The 16,449-nt window shown below is 45.7% G+C and carries 16 protein-coding genes; 3 read left to right on the forward strand and 13 right to left on the reverse strand.

What is annotated here, in order from left to right; all coding sequences use genetic code 11:
* The first annotated feature begins 41 nt into the window (after nt 1–41).
* The gene (locus tag KYJ26_RS13260) at nt 42–329 is read left to right on the forward strand and encodes a hypothetical protein (protein ID WP_206852136.1); all 288 of its coding nucleotides are present in this window, start codon (nt 42–44) and stop codon (nt 327–329) included.
* A 49-nt stretch (nt 330–378) separates the two neighbouring features.
* On the opposite strand, the gene KYJ26_RS13265 is transcribed toward KYJ26_RS13260, so the two are convergent.
* Both KYJ26_RS13265 and KYJ26_RS13270 read right to left on the reverse strand, forming a co-directional pair.
* Nucleotides 379–2,340, reverse strand: a complete 1,962-nt coding sequence (locus KYJ26_RS13265; protein ID WP_257474995.1) for a phospholipase D-like domain-containing protein — start codon at nt 2,338–2,340, stop codon at nt 379–381.
* 277 nt (nt 2,341–2,617) lie between these two features.
* Nucleotides 2,618–3,427, reverse strand: a complete 810-nt coding sequence (locus KYJ26_RS13270) for an RDD family protein (protein ID WP_219167778.1) — start codon at nt 3,425–3,427, stop codon at nt 2,618–2,620.
* Between the two features lie 100 nt (nt 3,428–3,527).
* Here KYJ26_RS13270 and KYJ26_RS13275 point away from each other — a divergent pair, with 100 nt between their 5' ends.
* Complete coding sequence (locus tag KYJ26_RS13275; protein ID WP_219167780.1) at nt 3,528–4,490, forward strand: stage II sporulation protein M; 963 nt, start codon at nt 3,528–3,530, stop codon at nt 4,488–4,490.
* Here KYJ26_RS13275 and KYJ26_RS13280 read toward each other — a convergent pair.
* From KYJ26_RS13280 to KYJ26_RS13330, 11 genes are all read right to left on the reverse strand, one after another.
* Nucleotides 4,482–5,840 (reverse strand): DUF58 domain-containing protein, encoded by a 1,359-nt coding sequence (locus KYJ26_RS13280; RefSeq protein ID WP_219167781.1) that lies wholly within the window; start codon nt 5,838–5,840, stop codon nt 4,482–4,484. The genes KYJ26_RS13275 and KYJ26_RS13280 overlap by 9 nt on opposite strands.
* Nucleotides 5,791–6,720, reverse strand: a complete 930-nt coding sequence (locus KYJ26_RS13285; protein WP_219167783.1) for an AAA family ATPase — start codon at nt 6,718–6,720, stop codon at nt 5,791–5,793. The genes KYJ26_RS13280 and KYJ26_RS13285 overlap by 50 nt, the downstream gene beginning before the upstream one ends.
* On the reverse strand, nt 6,717–7,847 hold the full coding sequence (locus KYJ26_RS13290; RefSeq protein ID WP_257474996.1) for a DUF4350 domain-containing protein: 1,131 nt from the start codon (nt 7,845–7,847) through the stop codon (nt 6,717–6,719). The genes KYJ26_RS13285 and KYJ26_RS13290 overlap by 4 nt, the downstream gene beginning before the upstream one ends.
* A 36-nt stretch (nt 7,848–7,883) precedes the next feature.
* Nucleotides 7,884–8,510: a DUF4129 domain-containing protein gene (locus KYJ26_RS13295; protein WP_257474997.1), complete on the reverse strand. Its 627-nt coding sequence runs from the start codon at nt 8,508–8,510 to the stop codon at nt 7,884–7,886.
* A 66-nt stretch (nt 8,511–8,576) separates the two neighbouring features.
* Nucleotides 8,577–9,503, reverse strand: a complete 927-nt coding sequence (locus tag KYJ26_RS13300; protein ID WP_219167787.1) for a hypothetical protein — start codon at nt 9,501–9,503, stop codon at nt 8,577–8,579.
* A 235-nt stretch (nt 9,504–9,738) separates the two neighbouring features.
* Nucleotides 9,739–10,371 (reverse strand): response regulator transcription factor, encoded by a 633-nt coding sequence (locus KYJ26_RS13305; RefSeq protein WP_219167789.1) that lies wholly within the window; start codon nt 10,369–10,371, stop codon nt 9,739–9,741.
* Nucleotides 10,364–11,413, reverse strand: coding sequence for a sensor histidine kinase (locus tag KYJ26_RS13310; protein ID WP_219167791.1), 1,050 nt, complete (start codon nt 11,411–11,413; stop codon nt 10,364–10,366). The genes KYJ26_RS13305 and KYJ26_RS13310 overlap by 8 nt, the downstream gene beginning before the upstream one ends.
* Nucleotides 11,410–12,141 (reverse strand): cell wall-active antibiotics response protein LiaF, encoded by a 732-nt coding sequence (gene liaF, locus KYJ26_RS13315; RefSeq protein WP_219167793.1) that lies wholly within the window; start codon nt 12,139–12,141, stop codon nt 11,410–11,412. The genes KYJ26_RS13310 and liaF overlap by 4 nt, the downstream gene beginning before the upstream one ends.
* 146 nt (nt 12,142–12,287) lie before the next feature.
* Complete coding sequence (locus KYJ26_RS13320) at nt 12,288–12,941, reverse strand: PspA/IM30 family protein (protein WP_219167794.1); 654 nt, start codon at nt 12,939–12,941, stop codon at nt 12,288–12,290.
* Between the two features lie 15 nt (nt 12,942–12,956).
* On the reverse strand, nt 12,957–13,301 hold the full coding sequence (locus KYJ26_RS13325; protein ID WP_219167796.1) for a lmo0954 family membrane protein: 345 nt from the start codon (nt 13,299–13,301) through the stop codon (nt 12,957–12,959).
* 249 nt (nt 13,302–13,550) lie between these two features.
* Entirely contained in the window at nt 13,551–15,338 is a 1,788-nt protein-coding gene (locus tag KYJ26_RS13330) for a M3 family oligoendopeptidase (protein ID WP_219167798.1), read from the reverse strand.
* Between the two features lie 188 nt (nt 15,339–15,526).
* Here KYJ26_RS13330 and KYJ26_RS13335 point away from each other — a divergent pair, with 188 nt between their 5' ends.
* Nucleotides 15,527–16,246, forward strand: a complete 720-nt coding sequence (locus KYJ26_RS13335) for a TspO/MBR family protein (protein ID WP_219167800.1) — start codon at nt 15,527–15,529, stop codon at nt 16,244–16,246.
* The last annotated feature ends 203 nt before the right edge of the window (nt 16,247–16,449 follow it).

Here is a 16,449-nt window from a genome sequence, read left to right on the forward strand (position 1 = left end):
CCCCCTTTCCTTCATACACTGACATAAGGAGGTGTGTGTCCGTGCTTTCACGTATAAAATGGTTATCGTTTTCGATTGAATTATTTCTTGCTGTACCCATCTTTGGGAATATCGCCGGAGAATCCATTCCTTTTCTCCTCTGTTTAATAGCTCTGTGGCATGCAAGCGTTCTGTATATTTCAAGGTCGGAAGATCAGCCGATCCTCGGTAGTATCCTTGGAATTCTTGCTTCCTTCCTCAATTTCTTCCCGGTCATCCGATTGATTGCCCATGCAATCACTGCAATTGTCCTTATTTTTGAAATACAGAAGGCTCCCGGGATGGAGTGAATTGAAAAAGGATGATTCTCGAAATGAGAATCATCCTTTTTCAAATTTATTACTGCACAACTCCGCCGGCATTCACGTACCTTGCGTTAAACTCCTGAAGGAATTGATTCGTGATGGTATCATCATGGATGATAAGCATGTTTTCATCATTTACGTTATTGCCGTTTTCACTCCAGTTGGTGGACCCGACCACTACCGTTGGATCGCTGTTTGTGTCTGCATCGATCAGCATCGTTTTGGCATGCAGCTTGCGGCTTTCGTTCGCTGCGTATACAGGTGCCGGATTTGCCCATCGTGTGTTAGGGTTATTCGTACTCGTTTGTGTGGCCGTCCTTCCAGTCATTTCGATACTTGCCGACCACCATTGATTCCAGAAGCTTGGGTCGAATAAGCCTTTTACATCAAAGCCTGTCAGCGTCCCCTGGTTATCCACATAGCTTCCTTCCCATTTGTTCTTCAATTCATCCACTAATGCCTGATCACTCCAGGCGAAGATGGTGAAGTATGCATTCTTATCCGCTTCTGTTTTCACAAGTTCCGTCATGCGCCCGACAGCGTCATCACCAGAAGAGAAATAGATTTCCACCGTATCCCCACCGATTGTAAGAGAATGAGGTGTGTTATCGATTTTACGGGTGCTGAAATTTGAAACAGTATTATCAGGGGTTGTTGTCCCGCTCCCCCACATTTCTTCGAATTCCGTTTTGTAAATCCCGGCAAGTTCCGGAGAGTGGACTTCCACAACATGCTGTTGATTGCCGTCCAGAATTCCCTGATTCATGTTTTCTTCTGAGCCATAGAGTCCTGTCACGGTATAGTTCCAGCTGCCTGTGAACACCCATTCGCCATCGATCACGGCAAATTTGTTATGCATTTGATTGCCGGGTGAATAGTAGCTGTCCGTGTCTTTGTATTCCCCTTCCACAAACATATAGCCGGTTGTAGCTGTGCTTCCGACTGTTACATTTCGTTGTGGAAAGTCTGTGAAACTTGCCGGCAGATCGTATGCCGCCCGTTTCGTTGCATCTTCTACGACAAACATAGGCGAATCCGATAAGATATGGGCATCATCCCCTGTTCCGACTACGCCGTCCTGACCGCGGACGAGCTTTTCCAAATATAAGCGCATCGTTTCATATCGTTCTGTATAATGAGGGTCCGTTGCGTCCTTTGCATCGGCAAGTATTCGCACGTCTACCCCTTGTGCTGCTTTATTCATCAACGCATCGATCACTCTTGGCAAATTGATTTCATATGTGGCCAAATCAATGGATGTCGTCGCAGCGTTTAAACGCTTCAGCAAGCGATTCTCAAGATTGACATTGTAATTCGCTTCGTTACCAGGCATCGCATATTGAGTCGAAGCACTCTTATTGAAATAGACGTTGATCGCGCCAAGTTCCTCACTCACGTTCGTGAGGGATTCACTGCCACTACCGGACGGAGCCGTATTATTAGCAGCTTTGGGTGTTCCAAATCCACCTTCATATGACGTCGTTGCTGTACTCCAATTCGTAGAAACGGTTCCGCTGACAGAGGAATCGATTCGTGCCATTGTAGCTTTCGTCGTATTATCCCCTGCATACCAGCTGTTCACTTCATCGATCACAGCGCCTGATGCGTCTTTTAAATACAGAACTTCATTGGAATTCCCAAGGCTTCCTGTATAAATCTGATCGGCTGCTACGTTCGAAATCGTGCTGTCGCTTGTTCTTTCAAGTAAAAAATAATCCTGTGCCGGGACCGTTCCACTTAAGGCAATGCTCGGTGATCCATCCTGTGCTTCAAGCACCCATCCATCCAAAGACAGATCGGCTGAGGCAGGATTATGTAATTCGATCCATTCATTGTTATAGGAGCCCGTTGTACCCATCCAGGCCACTTCGTTGATGACAGCGGACTGAGTCGCAGCTTCCGCACGTATGTTCCACTCACCCTGAGGTTGAACCAATCCTCCAGTCAGTAAAAACAGCATACTGATAATCGATAATGATACCTTTTTTGTCCTCATACCCTTTCCCCTTTCATAATACGAATATATAAGAATGATTACAGTACAAGTATATTTTGTCGCATTTTGTAATGTAAGGGGAGAATGGACATGACTTTTCTTATAATTTTGTAAATTTTATAAATTACATGTAAACAGCTAACACTATATCCCTATGATTCTTACTATATTTACTACTTTTTTCACACTTCCCCGAAAGAAGCACCTAATTTTATTGGAATGAACTTCTTTTAGGTATAAAGAACCAAAAAAGCAAAGTCCTTTTCAGACTTTGCCTTTACAATTCATATTCCCACTCATCCCTCATCTCCAAATACAGAAGAAGAAGCGTATCTTCCAACTCATTATACGTTTTGCCTTCCATGTTGAGCCCAAGTTTCGGGAAAAGAATATCCGCCAGTTTTTTGCTCAGCTGATTCCGCTCCGACCTTGGCAGCTGCGAAAACCTGTTGGCATATGTTTTTACCAGACTCCATTCTTTTGTACCAAGCTGTTTAAGCGCCCACGCTTCCACTGACAGATCTTCTTTTCGAAGACCCCGGTTACGCATTTCCTTTTCAATCGCTTTTTCTTTTCGTTTACCTTTCACACGCCTCTCATGAACGACGATGGTTCCCGCTACGATATCCCCCACGCGCTTATGCTTTGAATGAAGGAAGATCATGATCATTCCAAGGAAATACGAGGCCGGCAGCATATCGATGATTCTTAATAGATTGCGGATGAAGCAGGAGAGGAGTGTCACACTGTGACCGTTCTCCTGCATCACACGAATCCCGAGCAGTCGTTTACCAAGCGTCTTTCCACCCCAGAAATATTCCAGGGCGAAGAAGTATCCCCAGTTCAGGACAAACAGGGCAACGATGGCGACTCCCCACAGAGTTGAGTTGAGTTCGAACAAATAGAAGCCAAATGGGCTGTTGTTACCCGTGGTAGCGAAAAATAGGATTACTACAATGAGAATATTGAGGATGCTTAAGATGATTTGATCCATCATCAGAGCAGCTGCCCGGCTTCCTAAACCAGCTGGCTGGAACTGCAGGGAAACATATTCGGGGGTCTTGATATCCACTTGTCCTTCTTGCATCGATAGCCCTCCTTTTGGTTGAATTTACCTTTAACAGTTTCTATTTTTTTCTAAACTTACTATAATAAGAGATAAGAAAAATAAACAAGTAGGTGTCACAATGAATGTGAAGCAATTTGTCAAACTACACCGGGACGATTGGAAGGCACTTGAAGATCTCCTCGGAACCCTTCGCAAAAAGAAGAACATGACGGGAAGCTCCATCGATCAGTTCAACCGCCTCTATCAAAAGGCTGCTCAAAACCTGTCTTACAGCCAGACGTATTTTCCCAATGAAGAAGTGACCGATTATTTGAACGGGCTTGTGTCGAAATCTCATAATCTATTATACAAGGATCAAATCTCCAGTGGAAAACAAGTCAGGCATTTTTTCTCCACCACGTTTATCGGACTGCTTCTCGGGCAGTGGAAGTTCATTATCATCGCCATGATGCTATTTACGGTTGGTGCCATTGGTGCCTTTCTTTCCGTGATGAATGATCCCCTTCACCTTTATTCCATCCTGCCGCCAGAAATGTCACAGGGAGTGGATCCGGGTAACCTGGGGAAAAGTGACGGTCAGGTCGATTCTTCCATCATGTCCGCGGGCATCATGACCAATAATATTCAAGTGGCGTTCCTGGCTTTTGCAGGCGGTGTCACATTTGGTTTATTAACGGTCTATATGCTGGTGTATAACGGAATCATTGTCGGTGCCCTTGCAGCCGTCTTCTGGCATCAGGGTATGAGTTACGAATTCTGGGCGTACATCGTGCCCCATGGGATGATCGAGCTTACGGCCATCTTCATCGCCGGCGGAGCGGGACTGCTGATGGGCTATAAGCTCTTTGTTCCAGGACGTTTCACCCGTGGATATCAATTAAAGGAACAGGCGAAACGCTCCGTCCAGCTTCTCCTGGGCACGATTCCGCTGTTCGTGATCGCAGGAATCATTGAAGGCTTCATCACACCGGCCGCGATTCCACTTGGTGCAAAATATATGGTTGCCCTGTTGACGGTCATCGGCCTGCTCCTGTACATGATCGTCGGTAAACTTCGCCTGAACAAGGTAGTCCTACACTAACCCGCGGTTCATCATATCGATATAATGCGAAACGGCGGTACTTGCCAGTTTCTCTTCACGGGCCTCCACCATCAGGAGGCCCTGTTTTTCCCACTTTGCCTTCTCCCTCTTCTTGACAAGCATCTGTTTCTGGGCCATGCTTTTCATCATTGACTTGATGTCGTCAACAGGCTCCGCTTTGATTTGCTTCATCAACATCTCATCTTCTATCCCAATCATTAAAAAGAGATGCTGTCTTCTTAACCTCTGAAGATAATATAAAGCGTTATCTTCATGGAGGAATGTATGGATGTCACTGAATAATAGCAGCAGGCTCCGCTTCTTCTGTACGGTCTGAACATAATGCAGGACTGCAGCATAATTGGATTCTGCGGCGTCCACCTCAAGATTGTAAATGCGGTTGAGAATCGTCTGCAGATGTGCCATCCCTTTGGCAGGGGGAATATAAACCTTCACCTTCTTACTAAAGGCAAGAACCGACACATAATCCCCGTTCTGAAGTGCAGCGGCTGCAACGGTCATGGCAGCTTCAAGGGATTTTTCCAACCGGTTCCCTTTCTTTAGTTCTGCCCCCATCATTCTTCCACAATCAATGAGAATCGTAATATACTTTCCATGTTCAGGCTCGTATTCGTTCGTCATCACTTCTCTTAGCTTCGCCGTTTGACGCCAGTTGATCTTTCTCGGGTCATCCCCGACGACATAATTCCTGATCTTCGAGAACTCCCCTGCACCACTCTGCTGCTTCCTGATCTTAACTCCTTCGTACAATAAAAACCGCTGGGCGTCTTCCAGGACCTTTCTCGTTTCGGTGAGATCCGGAATGACTTTCACCTGGTCATGACTTTCCACCGTTTTTTGTTTCTCCCATAAGCCGAGGGGACTTCTGTAACGGAAGTATAGTCTGTTCAATACGTAGTCTCCTCTGACGGGTGTTATCACTTCATAGGACCCGGTCCCGACTGAATGGCCGTGAAGAGGGCCTTTCAGGGGTAAGGACGTTTGAAAACTTTGAGGTGTCCCGTCCAGAAGGCGAAACGTCATATCACGGGGAGAGTTGTTCGTTATTTCAAGGCCAACCTTGTAAGTAAGACCCCTCTCCATTTGGTCAGGGATGTTCCGCTTCACCTGGATTTCCTTTTTTGAGGGAGAGGTTAGTAGATCAAATAGACTCAATCCAATAAACAAAGCATTCGATACGAAGATCCATGTCCATGTCAATCCGATCAACGTCCCCACTAACAGGAGAGCTGAAAAGCCCGCATACACCAGCAAAAGCCTTGACGTAGGAAGGATCCCTTTATCTTGGAACAGTAATCGACCCAATAAGCTCCTGGATGACTTGGTCAATGGTCAGTCCCTCCAATTCTACGTGCGGCGATAGCTGTACCCGATGTCTAAGAGCCGGTCTTGCCACCATCTTGATATCATCCGGTGTGACGTAGTCCCGTCCTGACAGATAGGCCCACGCCCTTCCTGCTTTCCCAATGGAAATCGCCGCTCTTGTGCTCGCTCCGAAACGGATGGATTCCGTCTCCCTGGTCTTCCTTACAATCTGCATGATGTAATCCAACACTGCATCACTCAGGGTGACTTCCTCTATTTCTTTTCTGATGGATAAGAAGGTGTCAATATCGAGTACAGCCTCCACTTCACTCCTGTCAACATGGTTCTCAATCACTTGTTTCAAGACAGATTTCTCTTCTTCAAATGAAGGGAAGTCAATAGTGAGCTTGAACAGGAATCGGTCCTGCTGGGCTTCCGGAAGTGGATACGTCCCTTCGAATTCAATCGGATTCTGTGTTGCCACGACAAAGAAAACCTCTTCTAGGGAATACGTCGCCCCCTGGATCGTCACTTGCTTTTCTTCCATGGCTTCCAGTAATGCAGCCTGAGTCTTCGCCGGTGTCCGATTGATTTCATCGGCTAAAAGGACATTGGTGAAGATCGGTCCTTTGATCGTTTGGAAGCTGTTATCCTTCATGTTATAGATGGTACTGCCTGTTATATCACTCGGCAACAGGTCCGGGGTGAACTGAATTCGGTTAAAGCTTCCCCCGAGTAAATGGGACAGGGTCTTCACCATCTGGGTCTTCCCGGTCCCGGGCACTCCTTCAATCAATACATGCCCTCCTGCCAGAATGGAAGACAAGAGGAGTTTAAGATTCGTCCCCTGCCCGATGATGCGCTCTTCAAATTTCTCCATTAAGGATGTGATTTCTGGTTTCAACGATCCTCCACCTCTTTCCTGAATATCTCAATCTTTTTCGACCATAATACATATTCCTGCTTACTGATTCGTTCTCTATTTAACAGACCTTTCATTCCTGTTAAGAAAGCATCGATTTCCTTGCCTGAAACAGCGGGTAATCTTCTTTCCAATGGGCCTTTCAATTCTGACCATTCTTTACTCGTTGGGATCCCCCAGCGTTCCTGGAACAGAAGCCTTATATAATCCGACTGAATTAGAAGAGATACCTTGTACTGTTTCCCTTTCAAATACCAGGCTGAAAGGGCTTTGATTCGTTCATCACTGAAACGGACCATCTCTTCCCGGGGCACAAGGATGCTTCCAAACCTTTTCCCCTGCATCCACAGCGTCAGAAGGATAAAGATCGCCAATTGAAGGAGGAGAAGCAATAGCCACGCAGGATAGAGGGTCGTAAGGGTTGCCCCGCTTTCTCCGCCGTGGAGATATTCATCGATCAGGATGGGGCCATCACTCGCTTCCCCGTTTTTTAACAGGAGGAGAATCATGGACAGGTGATCCTTCTTAAGAATATTCCCATTCGTCATCCACGCCGGAGTGGTGGAGACAATCAATTGACCTTCCCCCACCTCAGACTTGTATGCAATCGTTCCTGACACATCGTCCAGTAAGACCGTATCACCGTCAGCCTCTTCCAAACGGACGTCCGATAACATTTCGGCTTGATATGTATGACCATCTCCATCACGGATGACGGAACTTCCTATCCCCTCACCGCCGGGGACGGCCTTCGTACCGAACATCCCTTTCGGATTGTCCATTAGTAGAAGGATGGTATTTCCGCTCCTCATGAAATCCTCGTACTCATCCATCTCCTGTTGATCCGGAATGGTGAACGGCCCTGCCATGATTAACAGCTGTCCGGTTCCTTTTTTGTTTAGACGATCCGGCGAAAGCGTCCAGCGCCGAACCGATTCTCCTTCATCATCCAAGTACGTATACAGTGCTTTCAATCCCGTAGGGGAAGGGGATTCCGATACATATGCCGGATACTCCTTCAGCTTCTCGGGAGAAACAATGACCCCGATCCCGATGAATAAGCCAAGAATCCCCAGGAGCCACATCCAAGCTTTAACCGTTGACTTCAATGCTCATTCCTACCTCCTTTCTCTTAAACTGCTCGTCTATGAATCTTCACTCTCCAGGAAGCCTTGTGCTTCCTCTTTATAGTGAACATACTCCTCTTCCGTTACATCACGTTCACCATAGGCAGCCTCGTCGAAAAATAGGGCCAGCCGGAAAAATCGATCCGCCCACTTTTGATTCACTTTGCGCAGTTCGTCGTAATATTCCCAGTTCGTTTTCCACACCCTTGCCTCCAGATACTCCTTTTCATGAAAATAAAGCAGCAGTGCCAGGAACATGTGACGGGTCGCTTTCGAATAGTTCCCAACAGACTCCTGCTTCTCGGCCTCCTCTAAGTGTCTTGAGTAGGACCATTCCATCTCATTGAGGGACTGCAGGGGTTTATTGCTACGGAACTTCCTCCTTCTCACTCCGTTCTGGAAAGCCTTAAAGGCGAACAACAGGAGGATGACCACGACGAGCACAATCAATATGATCAAAATACCGGATGCACCACTGCCTGTCGGTTCTAGTGCCGGATTGATGTTACCGAGTAGCTCCCTGATCCATTCCTTCGCTTTCTCCCACCAGCCGGCGAACAGTCCCTTATCATTGCTCAAATAGGCCTGGTATTCATCTCCATCCAGGATTTCCTCAAGTCGATCCCTTGCTCTGTCTTCATTCAACAATTTCTTCACCTAGCTTTCAGATCAAAAGCCCGGAACCCCGGGCCAGACTGGTTAATTCCTTGATTAAATCGTCGTATAGTCATCGATCATTTCATTTAGATCATCTGCGTCATGTCTTGTTTTCAGATCAAAGAAGATGACTCCGAACGCGACAGCACCAAGCATTGACGTAAATAACGTGACCACGTTGATGATCATTCCGTAGAGAACACTGTTCCCCAATACGAGGCCAAACGTAAACTCGAATGCCGTATTGACAATCCCGATGATCAATCCGAATACAATATATAATCCAATGATGGTAAATACACGCTTCTTCGTCAATCTCCAGCTTCTTCCGAGTCCTGGAGCATCCTGCTCAATAGCTGCTGCTCCCAAGTAGAAGCTCCAACGTGTCAATAAATAAGCGATGATGAGAGCGAATACTAAAAACAGGATGATTACGGTGACGATGATTCCCACACCCGGTTCAAGGAATGCAGCACCGAATACTCCCGCAAAGATACCAGAAACAACCGGGATGAATATTAATCCGAAAACAATTAAATAGAATAGTATGCTGCTTCCGATGACCGGCCAAAACCGTGAGAATGCTTCCTTAAGGACAAGCTTCACTGAATAATCTTCATTTTTCCTCATATGATTCAGGCTGAATAATATGGCGGCTTGAGCAATCGGCGTAAGGATCATGGTGATCAGTCCTATAAGACCCGTACCCATTTCTGCCGCCAGGTTCACTTCCTGCCCGGGTTCAGCGGAAAGCTCTCCCGAAAAGCTGTTGATGATCCCTTCAAACCAGGTCTCTCCCGTACCGACTGTTCTAAAGAAGCTGACTCCTGCAGCCAGTTCAATGAGTGCCTGAAGCAAATATACAGGTCCAAGTAAAACAAGGAAAATGAGGAAAAAATCTTTAAAGCGGTTCTTGCTTAATCGAAATGTGTGATCCAGAATTTCACCGAATCTTTTTGGTTTGCTGAATTGTGCGTTCATGTTCTGATCCCCCTACTAATCTCTTTTTTCAAAATTTGACAATATATCGCTTATTTTATCATTATTCCTCCTTCAGTTGATGAAAATTTTGTCATTTCTCTACACTTGTTTCCGAACTGCATCTACTTTAAATGCCTATGGTCGTTTTCCCATTTCATGTCTGTCTCAAAGTGGTTATCATCTTTCTATACGAAAAAGTGACCCAAAAGTTTTCACTTTGGGTCACTTTCTTTTATTATTTCGCTAAATCATGTTTAAAGGCATAGATGACAGCCTGTGTCCGGTCCTGTACGTCAAGCTTTGAGAGAATATTGCTCACATGGGTCTTCACGGTTTTCAGGGCGATGTACAGCTCATCTGCGATTTCCTGATTGGTTTTTCCCTGGGTCATGAGAAGTAGGATTTCGAGTTCCCTGTTCGTCAGGTCCTCATGTGGATGGGAAACGGTCTTCTGTCTCATCCGGGTCATCATTTTCCCCGTTACTTCGGGTTCAAGGATCGACTGCCCGTTATAGGTTTTACGTACCGCTTCTGCAATCTCACTTGCTTTGGAGGTTTTCAGCATATAACTGACTGCCCCCGCTTCAAGTGCGGGATACACCTTATCATCATCCAGGAAGCTGGTGACGATGATGATCTTCGCATCCGGCCACTTCTGTATGATTTCCTTTGTCGCCTGGATGCCATCCATTTCTTTCATTACAAGATCCATCAAGATGATGTCCGGTCGAAGTTCAAGGGCCAGTTGGACCCCTTCCTTTCCATCGGATGCTTCCCCGACGACATCGATATCCACCTGGGCAGACAGATAGGACGATACTCCGATCCGCACCATTTCATGATCATCGACAAATACTACTTTAATCATTCTTTTCACCTTCATTCTCCACTACGGGAACCTTCACTTCCAAGCGGGTCCCCTTATTCGGTACACTGATGATTTTAAACGTACCACCGATTTCAATGGCCCGTTCCCTCATATTTTGAAGCCCATAAGAGCTTGTCACCTTTGATTCATTCACGTCAAACCCTTTGCCATCGTCCACCACCCTCAAGATGATGATGGATTCCCTCTTAATGAGACGGATGTCCAAAGACGTCGCCTTGGCATGCCGGAGCGTATTGGATACGGATTCCTGCAAGATCCGGAACAGATGATCTTCAATGCCTTTATCCAATGACATGTCTTCAATCTTCCATTCAATTTCGAGAGGTACCTTCTGAGCTAATTCGACCAATAGCTCCTTCATTCCTTCTTGCAGGTTCTTACCTTTTAACGCCACAGGGCGAAGGTGGAGGAGCAGCGCCCTCATTTCAAGCTGTGACTGATGAATCATCTGCTCGACCATACTTAGCTGTTTTTCTTCATGTGGGGTTCTGTGAGGGGAGGATGTCTCCGTGATGGCTGACATGAGCATCGAGGCGGCGAACAGCTGCTGACTGACAGAGTCATGAAGCTCCCTTGCCAATCGGTTCCTCTCCTGAGACACGATTTCCTGGATCCTTTTTTCCTGTTCCTCGGCTTTTTCATTGGCGAGCTTCTGTGAGTAGCGGGCTTGATCGGTAAGGTGCTTCCCTAATGCGTCTACTTTTTTCCACACCTGTTGCACCTCGGGAGTCGCCGTTTCAGGGATCGTGATCGCCCTTCCCTGTTCTACATGGTGAAGGGCATCTTCCATTTCTCTAAGCTGTCGCTTATCCTTTAAGCCTGTCCTGATGCCAAAGACGATCCCTATCAGAATGCTGACAACCAAAATAAAGCCTGCTCCAGGTATATCCATGATTTCTACTTCCCATAAGAGCGACCAATCCTGTAACGGATACAAATAAAAGAAGGAAAGCGATAAAAACAACACCATGACTAAGGAAAAAAGAATACCTGCAACGACCTGCTTACTGACCGTACTCATATCCTTTTCACCTCAAGATCCCCGATCCACATGGAGGTGATGATCTTCACCCGCTGAACGGCCTCATCGTATCCCGGTGTCTGATAATAAAGAGACTGATTGATTGCCTTCGGTTCCACTTCTTCAAAAATCTCAATGGATCCTGCAAGGACGGAGTGATGGATACTCACTTCCACATCATACGGAATGAGGATCTCGATATTCCCGAGTATATTCCGGATCGACACAACGGAAGTCCCTTTCGGCAGCACCGTATTCCCGACATCGATGACAGAATCGCCGATCACGCCCTGGATGTTGATATCGTTCCACTCATACACATGATCCGGCGTCCGTTTAGGACCGAACCATTCATTTTGCAGGGCGGATTTCTTCATCATCAGTGGTTCATGTGTTTGTGTAAAGGTCTCTTTAATGGTCGGTGAAATGTACTTAGGATGTTTCTTGGAATCGGCAAATCTCACGATAATAAAAAGGAGAATGCCGAATAATAAAAATTTAAAAGCCACCGTATTGAAGATATTGATGGCAAGACTGATGATCCCAAACCATAACAGAATCTTCCCCGACGTTCTCGGCAGCTTCTTACGCCCAATATAAATACAAAAGGCCGCTATGGATAGAAAGACGAGAACCCCCCCATCATAAAAAGACACTTCCAGCAGTATCAAAAGTGTACCGATTAAAATGATCCAGCTGATTCCGTCAGAGCGTAGTCGATTGAACATGAGGGGTTCCTCCTTTCTGGTTATGTATATTCTTTGCTCATATAGTTGAATGTGAGTTCAAATCTGAGGTTAAAACGGGGTGAACCCATCATGAGTTCCCCCTGTTTTGACATTATCAAGTATTTACTAACCTAGAATACCATGTTTCAGGAAGGAATGGCTTCCGTTTCCTCATTTTTCATGTCTTTTTCTAACTTGGCGATTTTCGCATCAATCGTGTTTCGGTAATAGGAAGAATTCACTCCATGCTCCAGTTGATCTAAGTATGTCTCAATTTCATCAAACTTAGAAAATGCCTGATTGTTATACCCTGAAGATGATTCCAGGACAGAATTCATTTTATTATGGGCACGTGCGATATTCTCCCTGCCCATCAACTCCATGCGCTTGATATACATATCTTTCAGCTTGTGCTTCATCTCTTCGTATTTTCGCTCAAGCTCTTCAAGCTCTTTTGTCGCTTGCAGCTTGGATTCCTGGATACGCACCGCACGCTCTTCATAGTATTTTTGTTCCTGCAGGGCAAATTCATACAAGCCTTCTTCATTCGCTTTGGAAGCTACCTCCGCCTGATACTTTCGTTTGTCAGCAAGAACAGACGCCTGCTTATATTCTTTTTGGAACTCTTCTTTTAATAGATACTGTCTTTCTACAAGCTTACTTACTTTTTCCACTTCCTGTTCACATTGTCTTAAATAGTGGTTCAGGACGGCGATGGGATTTTTCCTTTCCTTTTTATCTATTGCTTCGTGAAGGTCGGACATGACGGTATTTTTCAATCGTTGAATTAAGTTTGCCATTGTATGATCTCTCCTTTAGTTTTTTAATTGGGACCATTCTCTTTCAAAGTTCGTGAAAGGGTCAGATGATTTTTCTTCTATGATAACTTCTTCTTTTTTCCAATTTTTATAAATCACATACAGTACGTACAGAGCGACCAACCCGATAATCGCCGGGAAGTTTGATACAGTTGCACTGAATGCTGCAAGACCGATCAACGCCCATAGGATCTTTTTACCCGTCGAATCTGTTTTGATGAAACCTTTGAAGCTGTAGTACATGATCGCTAACGAGATCGCCAGACCCACAATCGGTCCTAAATTGGCAAGCAGCACAATCGCTGCAATCCCTCCAGCTAAAAGCAATCCGAATCTCTTCATATGTTGTTGCCTCCTTTCTTCTTCATGTCTCTATCCTACCTATTTTCCGGGTTCTCCATAACGAGCCGGAGCTTTATTTTCGTATCAGACTTGAGGCTTAGAGATGGTAGGACCGGGCGTAAATGAGGTTGTGGTCGTTGCGGGAGAGGATGCGGGTTATGTAGCATTCTAGAAGAACGGTCGGTACCTGCAATCAAGACAAAGGTCCGTCCCTCAAATACAGGGACGGACCTCAATCCATATCTTCATTTAGTTTGTCAGTTCAAGGAATTCTTCTACATCTGCCTTGCAGAGGTTGATTCCTTTTTCCCAGAAAGCTTCTTTGGTGATGTCTTCTCCCAGATGCTTCATGGCGAGCTCTTCCACGTTCATCACGGCGGTGTCCCGGAGCAATGCCATGTATTTCTCTTCATAGCTCTCGCCGGATTCCAGTGCCTTGGCGTAGATGCTTAGTGAGAACAGGTAGCCGAATGTGTATGGGAAGTTATAAAAAGGCACTCCTGTAATATAGAAATGGAGCTTCGATGCCCAGAAACGCGGGTGGACCTCTCCAAGGGAGTCGCCAAACGCTTCCTTCTGGGCTTCCACCATCAAACCGTTCAATGTTTCCACAGAAACGATTCCTTTTTTTCGTGCTTCATAGAAACGGGTCTCAAATAAGAAACGCGCGTGAATGTTCATGAAGAAAGCGACGCTCCGCTGCAATTTATCTTCGACGAGGGCAATCTTCTCTTCCTTGTTTTTGGCTTCCTTCACAGCTGCATCTGCCACGATCATTTCTGCAAAAGTAGATGCGGTTTCTGCCACATTCATGGCGTAATTACGATTCAATGTATGCATCGGCTTTAGCGCATAAGAATGGAATGCGTGTCCCAACTCGTGGGCAAGGGTCGATACATTCGACATCGAGCCCGAATAGGTCATAAAGATCCGGGATTGATCACTTAACGGGAACGATGTACAGAAACCACCTGGCCGTTTTCCTGCACGATCTTCCGCTTCGATCCACTCATCCTCAAATGCTTTCTTTGCAAATCCAGCCATTTCATTGCCAAAACGGGAGAACTGCTTCAGGATAAACTTCGCGCCTTCGTCATAAGACATGGTGCTCGTCGACTCTGCCACAGGGGCATCTAAGTCATACCAATCCAACTTCTCCTTACCGAGTAGTTTCGCTTTGCGATCCAGGTACTGTACGAAAGGCTTTTTGTTTTTCGTAATGGCACCCCACATGGCGTCGAGGGTTTCCTGTTGCATTCGGTTGCACTCAAGGGGCTCTTTCATCAATTCGTCCCAGCCCCGCTTTTTATAAACATTCAAACGGAAGCCTCCCAGGTGATTGAGGGTTCGGGCAAAGAGTTCCTCATTCTCTTCCCATGCATCCTCCAACTTGTCAAAAACCTCTTTGCGTGTCTTTGGATCCGGACTTGAAAGGAGATTATTGGCTTGCCCCACTGACAGGTCCTTCCCTTCATGATTGATATTCATCGCCCCGACGATTGTGTCATACATTTGCCCCCAGCCGTGATAGCCGTCGACCGCCAAAGCTTGAATCAATGACTCTTCCGTGCTTGAAAGCTTGTCTTTCGCTTTTTGTCTCCACTCATTCAGCACAAACTTGATTTCACTGAGCCGATCATGCTGAAGCAAATCCTCCCAGACTTGTTCCGGACAATCGGACAATTGCTGCTGAAACTTTGTGAATGTGGAAGAAAAGTCGGCACTCAAGGATGTGACCTCACCTCTTAAGGAGTCAGCCTTCCTGTCATGCATGTTCTGAGCTTCAAGACAACTGACGAAAGCACCTGCCTGACGGAGGTACATCATCACTTCCTTCGCTTCTTCAATCAGATTCCACACGAGCTCAGCATCATTCGGCGATTGAGGCGGATGAAAAGCAAGTGCGTTCTCTGCGAAATCTTCTTTCTTTTTCTCTAACGTATCAAGATGCTGCCGGAATTCCTGAGAATCACTTCCACCTTTGAAAAAAACATCTAAATCCCAAACATTTGAATATGTATGTGTTGTATGGTCCATAATGTCCCCCTAATTGAATTGTGTAAAATGTCCCTATCCTCTTTTAAATTCTCGATAAATCCTTGAAATCCTTCATGATCTTTTACGATTCCTTTTACCTAAACTCTCTTACTTTGGTTTTTAAATGGGGAAAAGTGGAATAGTATATAGCACAGCGCTACATCCACATTTTCAGAGGGGGATACACAATGAAATTATTATTGAATATTTTAGCTTTCGCTCTGGTGATTGTGATGAATACACTTGCCGTCACCTTGCCTTTGAATAATCAATCAACGGAACAAATCAGTAACAGGCTGGATATCATGATCACACCTGCCGGTTACGTCTTCTCAATCTGGAGCCTGATTTATCTACTACTCGCAATCTGGATCATCAGGCAATTTCCTAAAGACAGGCGGGATCTTCCCCTTTATCAGGAAACAAGCGGATTATTCGTCTTAAGCTGTTTGTTGAACTCCACTTGGATCCTTGTGTGGCACTATAACTATTTCCTACTATCGGTCTTTGTTATGCTCGGGCTTTTACTCACCCTGATCGCCCTTTATAAGAGGATAAGAAGCACAGGTCCGTCCCTCCTGGATTCAGCCCCGTTCTCCATTTATCTTGGCTGGATTTCGATTGCGACGATTGTGAACATCACGTATTATTTAACGGATATCGGTTGGAACGGATTTGGCATTTCCGAGCTCGTGTGGGCATATCTTGGATTAGTCGTTGCCACCTTACTCGCCTTCTGGTTCCGGATCACACAGCATGATCTACTCTATCCATTGGTCTTTGTTTGGGCCTTCATCGGAATCGGAGTGAAGAACATGGCAGAGCACTCCACTTATTCGTACACTGCCTACGCCCTTGCTGTCATCATCCTGATCTTTGATCTCGTATACAAGCGAACACGTAAATGATTGAATGATTCAAAGAGGCTGGGACAAAAGGGTTTCAGATAAAGAAAAATCCGAACGAGTGATTTGATAAAAATCTAAATCGTTCGGATTTTCAATTTTTATAATCCATGTATTTAGCAGGTTCTAGCTGTTGATTGGAGTGCAAGACGAAGACTCCTGCGGGAAAAGCGGAATAGGTGAGACCCCGCAGGAGCGACAGCGAC

Source organism: Rossellomorea orangium, assembly GCF_019334305.1.
Classification (GTDB): Bacteria; Bacillota; Bacilli; order Bacillales; family Bacillaceae_B; genus Rossellomorea.

Bases quoted from the DNA above. Each gene is read 5' to 3' on its own strand.
- KYJ26_RS13265 (WP_257474995.1), bottom strand. From the start codon at position 2,340: ATGAGGACAAAAAAGGTATCATTATCGATTATCAGTATGCTGTTTTTA.
- KYJ26_RS13270 (WP_219167778.1), bottom strand. From the start codon at position 3,427: ATGCAAGAAGGACAAGTGGATATCAAGACCCCCGAATATGTTTCCCTG.
- KYJ26_RS13275 (WP_219167780.1), top strand. From the start codon at position 3,528: ATGAATGTGAAGCAATTTGTCAAACTACACCGGGACGATTGGAAGGCA.
- KYJ26_RS13300 (WP_219167787.1), bottom strand. From the start codon at position 9,503: ATGAACGCACAATTCAGCAAACCAAAAAGATTCGGTGAAATTCTGGAT.
- KYJ26_RS13305 (WP_219167789.1), bottom strand. From the start codon at position 10,371: ATGATTAAAGTAGTATTTGTCGATGATCATGAAATGGTGCGGATCGGA.
- KYJ26_RS13310 (WP_219167791.1), bottom strand. From the start codon at position 11,413: ATGAGTACGGTCAGTAAGCAGGTCGTTGCAGGTATTCTTTTTTCCTTA.
- liaF (WP_219167793.1), bottom strand. From the start codon at position 12,141: ATGTTCAATCGACTACGCTCTGACGGAATCAGCTGGATCATTTTAATC.
- KYJ26_RS13320 (WP_219167794.1), bottom strand. From the start codon at position 12,941: ATGGCAAACTTAATTCAACGATTGAAAAATACCGTCATGTCCGACCTT.
- KYJ26_RS13325 (WP_219167796.1), bottom strand. From the start codon at position 13,301: ATGAAGAGATTCGGATTGCTTTTAGCTGGAGGGATTGCAGCGATTGTG.
- KYJ26_RS13330 (WP_219167798.1), bottom strand. From the start codon at position 15,338: ATGGACCATACAACACATACATATTCAAATGTTTGGGATTTAGATGTT.
- KYJ26_RS13335 (WP_219167800.1), top strand. From the start codon at position 15,527: ATGAAATTATTATTGAATATTTTAGCTTTCGCTCTGGTGATTGTGATG.